The sequence below is a fragment of the Gymnodinialimonas sp. genome, from assembly GCF_059726805.1.
In genome coordinates, this window is the sequence record NZ_AP041059.1 from 2,833,340 (window position 1) to 2,846,818 (window position 13,479).

Sequence of the window (13,479 nt, forward strand, 5' to 3'; positions counted from 1 at the left end):
CCCACTATATCTAGGCGCGACCTAGGGGCAAGTAAAACGACATGATGTGGTCGCACCCCATTCCTAGGGCGCCTTTGCAACGATCAGATGACGAAAAATCCGCGCCTTAATCCGGCAATTTATCGCGCAGGAATGCCAGCGCCACCGACAAGCCGTCGGGCGCGATGCCGTGGGCCATGCCCTGCATGACATGGGCATAGACCTCTTCCCAGCCCGCCGCCTCCAGACCTTCCGCCGCCTCGGGCAGCGATTGCGGCGGCACCACGTCGTCCGCGTCGCCGTGGATCAACAGGACCGGCGGGCGCACCACAACTTCGTCCACCAGCGCTTCGGGGTCCAGCAACCGGCCCGAGAACCCGACCACGCCCGCAAAGGCCGCGTCCCGGCGCGGGGCGGCGTGCAACGAGATCATCGTGCCTTGCGAGAAGCCGACCAGAGCCGTCTCCGCCGCCGTCACCCCGTGCTCGGCCATCACGTGGTCCAGGAACGCGTTCAGATCGATCACCGCCCGCGCAAGACCCTCGGCGGCGGCGGCCTCGCTCGATCCATCGATCCAGGGGATCGGAAACCACTGGAAGCCGGCCGGGTTCATCGCTGAACGCTCCGGCGCATCCGGCGCCACGAACACCGTGTTGGGCAGATGTTCGGCCAGCGGATCGGCCAGGCCCAAGAGATCGCGCCCATCCGCCCCATAGCCGTGCAGGAACACCACAAGTGAGGTCGCATTGCCCGAGAGCGCCGCCTTCGTTCCATAATCCAACACATCACTCATATCGCGCCCTCTCGCTTGGTCTTTTCCCGGTAGTAGGCCCAGAGCGCGCGCGCGGCAATGGCCCGCACGGGCTGCCAGTCCTCGGCCATGGCGCGCATTTCCTTCTCATTCGGACGCTCCGGCAGATCAAAGAGCAGTTTTGCCCCCTCCTGCAACGCCAGATCGCCCGCCGCGAAGATATCGGCGTGGCCGAGGGCAAACTTGGCGTAGATCTCGGCCGTCCACCGCCCGATGCCCGGCACGGCGATGAGGGTTGTGAGGACATCGTCCACGGGCGCGGTGCGCAGGGCCGCGTAGTCGATCTGCGCCGCAGCCAGCGCCTTGGCGTAGCGTACTTTGGGGCGGGACAGGCCACAGCCCTTCAACCCCTCCTCGGACGCCGTTGCCACGGCGCCCTCCTCGCAAAAGCCCGCTTCTTGCAGACGGGCCCAGATGGCGGCGGCTGAAGCGGTCGAGACCTGTTGGCCGACGATTGCGTTCAACAGCGCCCCGAAGCCGTCCGGGCGCCTGCGCAGGGGCAAAGGCCCTGAAATCACGGCGAATTTCGGCTCTATGGTGCAGAGGCGCGCGAAGCCTGCCGCCACATCCTCGTCCGTTTCGATCCGCATAGAGCCGCCCCGCGTTTTCGCCCGAGACCACCGGTGCCACAAAATGTGACAACCGCCCATCTGGACGCTTCTTGCCAAACCCTATACCGCTCTCGTCATGACCGACACCACCCTTCAGCACGACGTCCCTGACGACTCAATTGCGAAACGCAATGTGATCGTGCTGGTCATGGCCCAGGCGCTTTTGGGCGCGCAGATGCCGATGCTGTTCGTGATCGGTGGCCTGGCGGGCCTGATGATCGCGCCCTCTCCGACGCTGGCGACGCTGCCGATTTCGCTGATCGTCTTCGGGTCGATGACCACGGCGCCCTGGATCTCACCGCTGATGCAGAAATATGGCCGCCAGACAGGCTTCTACATCGGCGCCTTGGGCGGCGGTTTGGGGGCGGCCATCGCGGGCTACGGCCTTTGGATCGACAGCTTCGCCACCTTCCTCGTCGGGTCCTATTTCAGCGGCATCTACATGTCGGCCCAGGGCTTCTACCGCTTTGCGGCCACCGACACGGCCTCGCCCGGCTACAAACCCAAGGCGATTTCCTACGTCATGGCGGGCGGGCTTTTGTCGGCGCTGATCGGCCCGCAACTGGTCAAAGCCTCAAGCGAGGCGACGGTGATCCCGTTCCTCGGCACCTACGCGTTTATCTTTGCGATCAATGCCATAGGCTCCGTGCTTTTTGCGTTCCTGAAGCTGCCGAGGCCCGAGGCCCCCACCGCCGATAGCCCGCGCGGGCGCACCCGGGCCGAGTTGTTGCGCGATCCCAAGATCGTCGTGGCGATGATCTGCGGCGCGGTCAGCTACTCGCTGATGAACCTGATGATGACCTCCACGCCGCTGGCGGTCGTGGGTTGCGGCTTTACCACCGGCAATGCGGCGGACGTCGTCTCGGCCCATGTGATCGCCATGTTCGCGCCGTCGTTCTTCACCGGGCACCTGATCGCGCGCTTCGGCGCCACCAAGATCGTGGCCACGGGGCTTGCCCTTCTGGCCGCTGCGGGCGCCGTCGCCATGACGGGGGTGGAGCTGTTCCAGTTCTTCGGCGCGCTGATCCTGTTGGGCCTCGGCTGGAACTTCGGCTTCATCGGCGCCACGGCCATGCTGACCGCCGCCCACGCGCCGGAGGAACGTGGCACGATCCAAGGTATCAACGACTTCGTTGTTTTTGGCTCTGTCTTTGTTGCTTCGCTCAGCTCTGGCGTTCTCCTGGCTTCGGGAGATGGCAACGTCGTGGCAGGCTGGAGCGCCGTGAACCTCGCCATGGCGCCGTTCCTGGTGCTGGCGGGCGCGGCGCTGATCTGGCTGGCGATGCGCCCGCAGGCGCGGCCTGCTCTTTGATCACGATCTATATCCGGCCCAGAAATGACGCGGCCATCAGGCTGAGCGTCTCGCGCCCCTGGGGTAGGGCCAAACGACCGTCGGCCACGGACATCGGATCGCGCAAAACGCGTTTCAGGATCGCCTTGGCACCTGCCGCCTCAAACACCGCTGCCCGCGCGGGCATCGCCAGATCCAACCGTTTGGGCCAGGCCCGCAAGGCCTCGGACGCCTGCGAGGAGAGGGCCGCCGCGCGGCCGTCGAGGAGGGGCACGCGCCCCCGCGCCTCCAGCGCGGGCACCGCCACCAGATAGCGCGCCAAACCAGCGGCATACCCAATGGCCGCCGTCTGCCCCGAAGGCACCCCGCCCAACGCCCGCAGGCCCACATCAATCAAATGGCCGCTGGTGCGCTGAATATACTGCCGCAACGCCGCCTCATCCTCGAACGGCTCTTTGTAGATGTCCCACCGCCGCGCCGCGATCAGTTGATCGAGCGACGCCGCCCCTTCGACGTCCAGAAACCCCAGCGCGTCCACCACCTCGTGACGGCGCGCCTGCCCCTGCGCGATCTCTTCCAACGCATCGCGCCACCATTGCAGGCGCATCTCGGCGATCATCGGCTCCTCCGTGACCCAGGGCGCGCGGCTGACTTCGATGTTGAACGCATAAAGCGGCAGCAACACCTTACGCGCGGCCAGGGGCGCGGCCATGGCGGCCCGGAACCGGCGCGGGTCGCCGCGCGCGACCAGATCAGCGCAGGCCTGAAGGCTCAAACCGGCCTCACCACGGACAGCAAATACCCCGTTTCCGCGCGATGGGCGCGCCAGGCCGCGATCTCGGCCTCGGCCTCATCCAGGGCGGCATGCATCCGCGGATCAGCCGAGGGGCGCAGCGCCGCGATGCGCGCCTCCATCGGACGGTAGTAGCTTTCCCAGGCAACGTCCGACAGTTTTCGGGTGGCCAGTGTCTCGAACCCCGCCAGGCACACCTGCGCCGCGATGCCCTCGGCGTTGGTCAGGCGCGGGTAGTCCTCCCACAGCGCCTTCACGACGTCGGAAGGCGCGCTGCTGGAGAACACGCAAGGCTCCGAGAAGGCAATCGCCCCGCCCGGCGCCAGGGCCGGACGCCATTGCGGCAACAGATCCGCGATGCCGTGAAAATAGACAGCGCCCGCCGACCAGATGAAATCGAACGGGCCAGTGATTTCGGTGTAATCGCCCGCGATCAGCGCCACCCGCTTGTCCGCGCCCCAGCGCGCCTGCGCGGCCTCAATGAACGGGGCATGGGCGTCAATCGCCGTGACATGGGCGCCGTCTGCCGCGCGCAACAGCGCGCCGATATCCCCGCCGGGACCCGAGCCCGCGTCGCAGATCCGGGCTCCCGCGCCCAGGCCCGCGACTTCTGCCGCCCAGGCCACATCGGCCGTCTCCCCCGGACCTTCCCGGGGCAAATCAGCGTGGATCTTGAAGAAGCTCTCTTTATCCCAAGCGCTCATCGCACCCTCTTACCATTCATGAAAACACGGGCTGTAGACGCCCTCTATCGGGCCTTCGGTGAAGGTCTCAACCTCGTTCTCCACCAGTGAGGCCGTGGTGCGGAAGATCCCGTCGAGCGCTTGCGCCACGGGATTGCGGATGCACGACCCCTCGCGCATCGCCATGGAGCCGTCGTCGAAACGGATGACGATCGTATCGCGCCAGCCTTCGTCGCATTGGGCGATCAGATCTGTGGGAATATCGTCAAAAACCGGCGCCAGCGCGCTGTAGAATTCGGTGGCAAAGGTCGGATCCTGCCATTCGACCACGCGCGAGCGGCTGTCGCTGGACCAGGGGCTATCGACCCGCACGGCGCGCCCATCGACATGGTGGGTGAACCCGGACATGCCTTCCGCCTCGGACCCGCGCGAATAGCAGATCGAGGCCAGGTCCTGGGCGGCTGCCGTCATCGGGCCGAGGGCGGAAACACAAAGTGCAAGTGCGAGAGAATAGCGCATGGAGAATTCCTTTCTGTCAGAGCCTTACTGCAAATCTAGGGCGTCGCCCCTTCGTGAATGAGCTTCCAGGTGACCGCGTCCAGAAGCGCCTCGAAACTGGCGTCGACGATGTTGGGCGAGACGCCCACGGTGGACCAGCGCCGCCCGGTGCTGTCTTCGCTGTCGATGATCACGCGGGTGACGGCCTCGGTCCCGCCCTGGGTGATGCGAACCTTGAAGTCGACCAGCCGAATATCCTCGATCAGGTTCTGATAGGGCCCGAGGTCCTTGGCCAGCGCTTTCGACAGCGCGTTGACCGGGCCGCGGTCGCTGCCGGTCTCATCCATGCTTTCGCTGACCGACAGCTTCTTCTCGCCGCCCACCTTCAGGACGACCATCGCCTCGGACAGGCTGACCATCTGGTTGTACTTGTTTTTGCGCCGCTCCACCGTGACCTTGTAGCGCTTCACCTCGAAGAACTCCGGCAAGAGACCCAAGGCATCGCGGGCCAGAAGCTCGAACGAGGCCTGGGCGGTGTCGTAGCTATATCCCTCATCCTCGCGGGCCTTGATGGCGTCGAGGATCGCGGGCAGCGCGGGGTTATCTTTCGCCACCTCCAGCCCGGCATCGGCGAGGCGCTTGCGCAGGTTGGATTGGCCCGCCTGGTTCGACATCGGGATGATGCGCGTGTTGCCAACGGTTTCGGGCTCGATATGTTCATAGGTCGCGGGGTTCTTGACGATGGCGCTGGCGTGCAGACCCGCCTTGTGGGCAAAGGCCGAGGCGCCGACATAGGGCGCCTGGCGGTGGGGGACGCGGTTGAGGATGTCATCGAGCATCCGGCTGATCCGGGTCAGGCCTTCGAGTTTCTCCTCCGCGATCCCGGTCTCGTAGCGGCTTTTGTAGGGCTCTTTCAGCAGCAGCGTCGGGATCAGCGTCGTGAGGTTGGCGTTGCCGCAGCGCTCGCCCAGGCCGTTGAGCGTCCCCTGGATCTGGCGCGCACCGGCCTCCACGGCGGCCAGCGAGCCTGCGACGGCGGTTTCGGTGTCGTTGTGGGTGTGGATGCCCAGATGCGAGCCGGGGATGCCGGAGGCGATGACGGCAGCGGTGATATCGCGGATCTCGGAGGGCAGCGTGCCGCCGTTGGTGTCGCAGAGGACGACCCAGCGGGCGCCTGCGGTATGGGCGGCGTGGACGCATTCCAGCGCGTAGTCGGGGTTGGCCTTGTAGCCGTCGAAGAAATGCTCCGCATCAAACAGCGCCTCGCGGGACTGGGAGACGAGATGGGCGATGGAGGCGCGGATGTTTTCTACGTTCTCTGCCAGCGTGATCCCGAGGGCTTCGGTGACGTGGAAATCATGGGATTTCCCGACGAGGCAGACGGTGCCGGTGCCCGCGTTCAGGACGGCGGCGAGGACGTCGTCATTCTCGGCCGAGCGGCCTGCCCGCTTGGTCATCCCGAAGGCGGTCATTTTGGCCGCGGTGGCGGGGGCTTCGTCGAAAAAAGCGCTGTCGGTGGGGTTGGCGCCGGGCCAGCCGCCCTCGATATAATCGAGGCCGAGGGCATCGAGGGCCTGGGCGATGCGGATCTTCTCGGGCGTCGAGAATTGGACGCCCTGGGTCTGCTGTCCGTCGCGCAGGGTGGTGTCGTAGAGGTGGAGGCGGGTTTTGGTCATTGGGGGCCTCCGGCGGGGGTGCTCAAGCTTGAGCATCTTTGTAACGCGTTGGTTTTGCTGTGTTTTGCTCTGCGCGTTAACGGATTGTTAAGGGTTTGAGCCGGGGCAAGCGGCGGCACGTTCGGCGTGCGGTGGGTTGCACCCACCCTACGGACGGACCGCTTGCGGGCCGTCCAGCCCCCGACCGCCCCGTCGCACCATAGGTGCGCCCCTGAGGGGCGACGCGGGGGCTTCACCCCCACCTGCGGCCGGGGGCTGGCCTGTGTTGTGGAGAGCATCAGAGGTCCTCCAGTTTGGAGGGGTCGAAGTTTGGGCCTGGTACGAGGTCCACGCCTTCCTTGGACATTCGGACTTCGACGCCTGCAGCGGTCAGCAAAGCTTTGAGGCCATCAACTTTTGAGAAGTCTTTCGTTTGCATGGCATCAAAACGAAGTCCGGTGAGGCGGTCTTCAAATGTTGCAAGGTCAATGTCCGATTTCACCCAATCCCCCATTCCAGGGAGCAAGAGGCCGAGGAGACGCGCGGACGCCACAAAATCGCTTCTAATCTCGTCGACATACAATTCTTCCGGCAAGGCGGCACCATTTTCGTCGGCTTCGAGTATGGAAGCTAGGTTGTGCAAGTGAGCAATAGCACCCGCTGTGTTCAGATCCTTAGCTAAGGGGTTCAAAACTCCGTTTGAGGGTTTCCCATCCTCATTTCCATCAATCAGAGAATACCACTTCCGCAGCGTCTTCTCCGCCTCAACCCGTTTCTTCTCGGTCCAATCCATCGGCTTGCCGTAGTGCGTGCTCAGCATAACAAACCGGATCACCTCTCCCGGCACGCCATCCTCAAGCAAATCGCGCACGGTGAAGAAGTTGCCCAAGCTCTTGGACATCTTCTTGCCCTCGACCTGCAGCATCTCGTTATGCATCCAGATATTGGCAAACCGGTGGCCTGCGGCGCAGGACTGCGCGACCTCGTTATCGTGGTGCGGGAACATCAGGTCGGCGCCGCCGCCGTGGATGTCGAAGTGCTCGCCCAAGAGCGCCTTGGCCATGGCGGAGCATTCGATGTGCCAGCCGGGGCGGCCTCGGCCCCAGGGGCTGTCCCAGCCGGGAATATCGTCAGACGACGGCTTCCAGAGGACGAAATCCATCGGGTCTTCTTTATAGGGCGCGACCTCGACCCGCGCGCCGGCGATCATGTCGTCGACGGAGCGGCCCGAGAGCTTGCCGTAGTCCTCGAACGAGCGCACGCGGAAGAGCGCGTGGCCGTCGCGGGCGTAGGCGAAGCCTTTTTCTATAAGATCCTCGATGAAGGCGACCATCTGGGCGATATACTCAGTCGCCCGCGGCATGTGGGTGGGGTCCAGCACACCGAGCGCGCGGGTGTCATCGAGATACCATTGCGACGTCTCGGCGGTCAGATCGGCGATATCGCGGCCCTCGGCCAAAGCGCGGGCGTTGATCTTGTCATCGACGTCGGTGAAATTGCGCACGAAGGTCACATTCGCCTCGCCGTAGACATGGCGTAGAAGGCGGAACAGCTGGTCAAACACCACCGCCGAGCGTGCGTTGCCGATATGGGCGCGGTCGTAGACCGTCGGCCCGCAGACATACATCGAGACCTTGCCGTCAACGATCGGGCGCAGCTCTTCCACTGAGCGGGTTTTGGAATTCTTGAGGTGGATTCTAACCATGGTGCAGGCTTTCGGCAGGCGGAAAAAGAGCGCGCGACCGGGCTAGCAGATAGGAAAACTTAAGAAAACCACACGTGCCCGGACCGCTTGCGTTAGCGGGTGATACAAATCGTCAAACAGGGCGTGTTGCGTGTCATGGGAGGGGCTTAGCATACCAATGCGTGCGGTAACAAGCCGCAGGTATTTGCACCTGCAATCGTTTCGTTTCGCCGTTACCGTGCGCCCATGCAGGAGGCCTTCGTTGACATATACGCTAAGGGCCTGTTGGGCACCGCGCGCACCACGCCCTTCGGGGACGATGTGGTGATCTGGACGGTGCATGGCCATATGTTCGCGGCCTATACGATGGGCGGAGAGGGCCTTTCGCTTCGCATCGGCAGCAAGGTGACGGCCCATAAGCTGGTGGGGCAGAAGCGCGCGGTGACATCGCCGTACCTGAAGGGGACGGGATGGGTGCTGTTTCCCTGGGACACGCCGCCGATGGAGCTGCGCGACTGGATCGGCAAGAGCTACCGTTTGGTGCTGGATGACGGCAACGCCGGGGTGTCGTAGGGCCCCGATTTTGGGCTTGCGCGTGGCGTTCCGTGCAAGCAACGTCTGCCCAGATTGACCCTTTTCCGGAGCCTTGCCGATGCCTGCCTATTCCAACCGTATTGCCGGGTTGACCGGCGGTGGCGACGATGGCTGGGGGCTGTTTTACCGCGCCCGCGCGATGAAGGCCGCAGGCGCGCCGGTGCTGGAGCTGACCATCGGCGAGCATGACACCCGCACCGCCCCCGACATTCTGGACGCGATGGATGCCGCCGCACGGGGCGGGCATACGGGCTATGCGGCGGTGCCGGGCACCAAGTCGCTGCGCGAGGCGGTGGCCAAGCGTTTGACCTCGTTCAGCGGGTTGGCTTATGGGGCGGAGAATGTGCTGATCACGCCGGGCGGCCAGTCGGGCCTGTTTGCGGCGCATTCGCTGGCCTGCGATGCGGGCGATACGGCGCTGCTGATTGATCCCTATTACGCCACCTACCCCGGCACGATCCGCGGCGTCGGCGCGGTGCCCTGCCCCGTGGCGGCGCGGCCCGAGGACGGGTTTCAGCCGCGCGAGGCGGATCTGATGGCCGCAAGTGAAGGCGCGCGCAGTCTGTTGATCAACACCCCCAACAACCCCACCGGCGCGGTCTATTCCGACGCCACGCTGGAGGGCATCGCGCGGGTGGCCGAGGCGCGCGATCTGTGGGTGATCTCGGACGAGGTCTATGACGCCCAGGTCTGGGAGGGCGCGCATCGCCCCTTCGCCAGCCTGCCCGGCATGTTCGAGCGGACGCTGACGGTGGGCTCCCTGTCGAAAAGCCACGCGATGACCGGCTCGCGCCTGGGGTGGGTTGCGGGGCCCGAGGCGGCGGTGGCGCATATGATCAACCTGGCCACCCACACGACCTACGGCGTGCCGGGGTTCATCCAGGACGCCGGGCGCTATGCGTTGGATTTGGGGGCGGAGGCGGAGGCTTTGGTCGCGGCGCCGTTCCGGCGGCGGAGGGATATGGTGCTGGCGCGGCTGGCGCAGCAGCAGGCAAGTAATCACTTGCGGATCGGGGCGATCCCGCCTGCGGGCGCGATGTATGTGATGCTGGATATCCGCGCCACGGGGTTGAGCGGGAACGCTTTTGGCGAGGCGCTGTTGGACGAAGAGCATGTGGCGGTGATGCCGGGCGAAAGCTTTGGCGCGGCGGCGGCGGGGCACGTTCGCGTGGCGCTGACGCTGCCCGATGAGGTGTTTTCCGAGGCGCTGGATCGGCTGTTCGCCTTCGCGGAGCGCCGTATGGCAGCGCGGGCGGAGGTGGCGGGCTAGACGACGACGGTGCCCGGTGCGGTTTTTATCGCTGAGTGCGCAGGAGGATGGTGCCCGCGCCCCGGTTGATGGGAGCGCGGGGTATCGTTGATGGGGCGATCAGAAGCGGAAGGCGGCGCTGATGCCGAAGGTGGTGGCCGAGACATCGAGGCCGGAGCTGTCGAGGTCTTCGAACTCGTGCTGCAGCACCTCGGCACCCAGGATGATCTGGTCGGTTACCAGATAATCGACGCCTGCGCCGAAGAAGTAGCCGGTGTCCTGCAGCTCTGCGCCGCCGACGGTGGCCGTGGCCTGGGCGACACCGGCGGTGCCGTAGACCAGCGCGGGGCCTGCGTCATAGCCCACTTCCGCACCGAGGCGGTGGACCGCATCAAGCGAGCCGATGGTGGTGCCTGCAGGATCATCGAGGTCGATATCGGCCAGGTTCAGGTCCACCTCGGCGCCCAGTACGATGTTGCCGAAGTCATAGCGGTACCCGCCGAAGAGGCCATAGAGCACGCCGTCACCGTCGGCCGCGTCCACGCCTGCGGTAGTGTCTGCATCGACGTCGCCGTACTCCAGCTGGATACCGCCATAAAGACCGGTCCAGTCATAGCCCACCGGCGCAGGCGCGGGGACGATGGGGGCGGGTGCGGGGGCCGGTGCGGGGGCAACGCCGCCCGCGAGGGCCGCCATGGGGCTCAGCAAGAGCGCGAGCGTGCCTGTGAATACTGCGTATTTCATTGTGAGGTGTCCTCTTGTTCGTGTCAGGGGCCCGGAGGCGTTTCCGGGGGTCCAACGCATTGATGCCGCGTTGGTTCCTTGCCACAGCTAAGAGATCGCAGAGCGATTTCACCTCACACCGACGTGAGACGCGCAGGACGGCCAAAACCTGCTGATCCATTTGTTTTGGATCAGCAAATCGCCGCCACGTCCCGTCACATTTCGGTTATCGCGCCAGTGTTGCGGCCTCGCGGGCCAGACGCTCGATCTCGGCCCAATCGCCTGCCGTTACGGCAGATTTCGGGGCCACCCAGGAGCCGCCGGCGCAGACCACGTTGGGCAGCGAGAGGTAGTCATTGGCATTGGCCATGGTCACGCCGCCGGTGGGGCAGAACGAGACCTGGGGGATCGGCGCGCCGATGGCCTTCAAGACGGGCACGCCGCCATTGGCCTCGGCCGGGAAAAACTTCATGATGTCATAGCCTTGCTCGTAAAGGTACATGACCTCAGACGCAGTGGCCGCCCCCGGCAGCAGCGGCAGTTCATTGGCGGTGCAGGCATCGATCAGATGCGCGGTGGCGCCCGGGGAGACGCCAAAGGTGGCGCCCGCCTCTTTCGCCTGTTCGACATCCCAGGGGGTCAGCAGGGTCCCTGCCCCGACGACACCGCCTTCGACCGAGGCCATCTCGGCGATGACTTCCAGCGCGCAGGGGGTGCGCAGGGTGACTTCGAGGGCGGGCAAGCCGCCCTTGACCAGCGCCGCCGCGAGCGGTGCCCCATGGGCCGGGTCGTTGACCACGAGAACCGGGATGATCGGGGCCAGCGCCGCGATGCGGTGGGCGGCGAGGGATTGGGCTTGGGGGGTCATCACTGTGCTTTCCTATCGAGCCGGGGCGCGGGTTATGCCTGCGGGAGCCTCCGGCGGGGATATTTTTGGAACGGGGAAATGGGGGCGCGCGCGGTGGGGCGGGCGGGGTTGGTGGATGGGCGGGACGCGTGGCTTAAACCACAACGCCCGCGCCAGTGGTAGAGGGGCCTGCGGTTTGGCGAAAGATCTCAAACAATTCGCGGCCCACGCCGTGGGTATTGCCGGAGAGATCGGCCTCGGCCAGAGGGCGGGTTTCTACGCCCTGGGTGAGCACATCGAGGGTGCCGTTTGTGGCGTCGACGCGGATCAGGTCGCCGTCCTTGAGGCGTCCGATCAGCCCGCCATCGAGCGCCTCGGGAGCGACATGGATGGCGGCGGGAACTTTGCCCGACGCGCCGGACATGCGGCCATCGGTGACCAGGGCCACGCGGTGGCCCCTGCCCTGCAGGATCGACAGCAGCGGCGTGAGGGAGTGGAGTTCGGGCATGCCATTGGCTTTGGGGCCCTGGAAGCGGACGACGACGACGACGTCTTTGTCGAGGTCGCCTGCTTTGAAGGCGTCTTTGACGGTTTCCTGGGAGTGGAAGATGGCGGCGGGCGCCTCGATGCAGTGGTATTTGGGATCGACGGCGGAGACTTTCATCACGCCGATGCCGAGGTTGCCTTTCAGCTCGGCCAGGCCGCCGGTTTTGGCGAAAGGGTCTTTGGCCGGGCGCAGGATTTTTTCGTTGAGGGTTGTGGTGGTTCCGGGGCGGTAGTGGAAGGCGCCGTTATCAAGCGCGGGTTCCTGGGTGTAGAGCGAAAGCCCGTCGCCCGCGGCGGTTTTGACGTCCTCGTGCATGAGGCCTGCGTCCAGCAGCTGCCCGATCATATAGCCGAGGCCGCCTGCGGCGTGGAAGTGGTTCACGTCGGCTAGACCGTTGGGGTAGACGCGGGCCATCAGCGGCGTCGCCTCGGATATGTCATTGAAATCGCTGCATTCGATGATGATGCCAGCGGCGCGGGCCATGGCGATGAGGTGGATGACGAGGTTGGTCGACCCGCCCGTGGCCATGAGGCCGACGAGGCCGTTCACGAAGGCTTTTTCGTCGAGGATATCGCAGACGGGGGTGTAGGCGTTGCCGAGGGCGGTGATGGCGGCGGCGCGTTCGGTCGCGGCCACGGTGAGGGCATCGCGGAGGGGGGTGTTGGGGTTGACGAAGGAGGCGCCCGGAAGATGAAGTCCCATGAACTCCATCAGCATCTGGTTGGAGTTCGCCGTGCCATAGAAGGTGCAGGTGCCGGGGCCGTGGTAGGAGGCCATCTCGGCCTCCATCAGCTTGTCGCGGCCCACTTCGCCGTTGGCGAATTGGTTGCGGACGCGGGCTTTTTCGTCGTTGGGCAGGCCCGAGACCATGGGACCAGCGGGCACGAACAGTGCGGGGATGTAGCCGAAGGTGGCCGCCGCGATGACGAGGCCGGGGACGATCTTGTCGCAGACGCCCAGATAGAGCGCGGCATCAAAGGTGTTGTGGGAGAGCGCCACGCCCGTGGCAAGCGCGATGACGTCGCGGGAAAAGAGGCTCAGCTCCATGCCGACCTGGCCCTGGGTGACGCCGTCACACATGGCGGGGACACCGCCTGCGACCTGAGCCGTGGCACCGGCGGCACGGGCGGCGTCCTTGATCTTTTGCGGATACGACTCGAACGGTTGGTGGGCCGACAGCATGTCGTTGTAGGCCGTGACGATGCCGATGTTCGGCGCGCGGGCCGCGACCAGCACGTCCTTGTCATCGCCCATGGCGGCATAGGCGTGGGCCTGGTTGCCACAGGTCAGATGGGCGCGGCGGGGGCCATCCTCGGCCAGTTTGCGCATGCGGTCCAGGTAGGGCCCGCGCGTGGGCGCGGAGCGGGCGATGATGCGGTCGGTGATGGCGGCGATGCGGGGGGCGAGGGACATGAACGGACTCCGGGAACACAGTTGGCCGCAGGGTATCATGTTAGCGCTAACAGGACAAGGGGGCCGCAAAGATGTCACATGCGATCAAGCGCGGCGGTGGT

13 protein-coding genes are annotated in these 13,479 nt (G+C 65.4%); 3 read left to right on the top strand and 10 right to left on the bottom strand.

Translation table 11 applies throughout. The annotated features are described in order from the left end of the window. Positions 1–106: 106 nt before the first annotated feature. Both AC6I9R_RS13750 and AC6I9R_RS13755 read right to left on the bottom strand, forming a co-directional pair. A complete protein-coding gene (locus AC6I9R_RS13750; protein ID WP_461426131.1) occupies positions 107–772 on the bottom strand; it encodes an alpha/beta hydrolase in 666 nt (221 codons plus the stop codon). Continuing rightward, on the bottom strand, positions 769–1,380 hold the full coding sequence (locus tag AC6I9R_RS13755; protein WP_461426132.1) for a DNA-3-methyladenine glycosylase family protein: 612 nt from the start codon (positions 1,378–1,380) through the stop codon (positions 769–771). Before AC6I9R_RS13755 ends, AC6I9R_RS13750 begins: the two co-directional genes overlap by 4 nt. 97 nt (positions 1,381–1,477) lie before the next feature. Here AC6I9R_RS13755 and AC6I9R_RS13760 point away from each other — a divergent pair, with 97 nt between their 5' ends. Next, a complete protein-coding gene (locus AC6I9R_RS13760) occupies positions 1,478–2,713 on the top strand; it encodes an MFS transporter (RefSeq protein ID WP_461426133.1) in 1,236 nt (411 codons plus the stop codon). A 7-nt stretch (positions 2,714–2,720) separates the two neighbouring features. Here AC6I9R_RS13760 and AC6I9R_RS13765 read toward each other — a convergent pair whose 3' ends face one another. The 5 genes from AC6I9R_RS13765 to cysS form a co-directional block, all read right to left on the bottom strand. Further along, a complete protein-coding gene (locus AC6I9R_RS13765; protein ID WP_461426134.1) occupies positions 2,721–3,467 on the bottom strand; it encodes a squalene/phytoene synthase family protein in 747 nt (248 codons plus the stop codon). Then, complete coding sequence (locus AC6I9R_RS13770) at positions 3,464–4,189, bottom strand: class I SAM-dependent methyltransferase (protein ID WP_461426135.1); 726 nt, start codon at positions 4,187–4,189, stop codon at positions 3,464–3,466. Before AC6I9R_RS13770 ends, AC6I9R_RS13765 begins: the two co-directional genes overlap by 4 nt. Before the next feature lie 9 nt (positions 4,190–4,198). After that, positions 4,199–4,687 carry a hypothetical protein gene (locus AC6I9R_RS13775; RefSeq protein ID WP_461426136.1) on the bottom strand — a complete coding sequence of 163 codons (489 nt, stop codon included), beginning with the start codon at positions 4,685–4,687 and terminating at the stop codon, positions 4,199–4,201. Positions 4,688–4,722: 35 nt separating this feature from the next. Beyond that, positions 4,723–6,342 carry a citramalate synthase gene (cimA, locus tag AC6I9R_RS13780; protein ID WP_461426137.1) on the bottom strand — a complete coding sequence of 540 codons (1,620 nt, stop codon included), beginning with the start codon at positions 6,340–6,342 and terminating at the stop codon, positions 4,723–4,725. Positions 6,343–6,619: 277 nt separating this feature from the next. Continuing rightward, positions 6,620–8,026 (bottom strand): cysteine--tRNA ligase, encoded by a 1,407-nt coding sequence (gene cysS / locus AC6I9R_RS13785; RefSeq protein ID WP_461426138.1) that lies wholly within the window; start codon positions 8,024–8,026, stop codon positions 6,620–6,622. A 225-nt stretch (positions 8,027–8,251) separates the two neighbouring features. Between cysS and AC6I9R_RS13790 the strand changes: the two genes are divergently transcribed. Beyond that, positions 8,252–8,578 (top strand): MmcQ/YjbR family DNA-binding protein, encoded by a 327-nt coding sequence (locus AC6I9R_RS13790; RefSeq protein WP_461426139.1) that lies wholly within the window; start codon positions 8,252–8,254, stop codon positions 8,576–8,578. Between the two features lie 79 nt (positions 8,579–8,657). Then, positions 8,658–9,869 carry a pyridoxal phosphate-dependent aminotransferase gene (locus tag AC6I9R_RS13795; protein ID WP_461426140.1) on the top strand — a complete coding sequence of 404 codons (1,212 nt, stop codon included), beginning with the start codon at positions 8,658–8,660 and terminating at the stop codon, positions 9,867–9,869. 99 nt (positions 9,870–9,968) lie between these two features. Here the strand turns inward: AC6I9R_RS13795 and AC6I9R_RS13800 are convergent, their stop codons facing one another. The 3 genes from AC6I9R_RS13800 to edd all read right to left on the bottom strand — a co-directional run bounded on the left by AC6I9R_RS13800 (position 9,969) and on the right by edd (position 13,378). After that, positions 9,969–10,592 carry an outer membrane protein gene (locus tag AC6I9R_RS13800; RefSeq protein ID WP_461426141.1) on the bottom strand — a complete coding sequence of 208 codons (624 nt, stop codon included), beginning with the start codon at positions 10,590–10,592 and terminating at the stop codon, positions 9,969–9,971. Positions 10,593–10,797: 205 nt separating this feature from the next. Then, entirely contained in the window at positions 10,798–11,439 is a 642-nt protein-coding gene (eda, locus tag AC6I9R_RS13805) for a bifunctional 4-hydroxy-2-oxoglutarate aldolase/2-dehydro-3-deoxy-phosphogluconate aldolase (protein ID WP_461426142.1), read from the bottom strand. A gap of 133 nt (positions 11,440–11,572) precedes the next feature. Next, the gene (edd, locus tag AC6I9R_RS13810; RefSeq protein WP_461426143.1) at positions 11,573–13,378 is read right to left on the bottom strand and encodes a phosphogluconate dehydratase; all 1,806 of its coding nucleotides are present in this window, start codon (positions 13,376–13,378) and stop codon (positions 11,573–11,575) included. Positions 13,379–13,479: the final 101 nt, after the last annotated feature.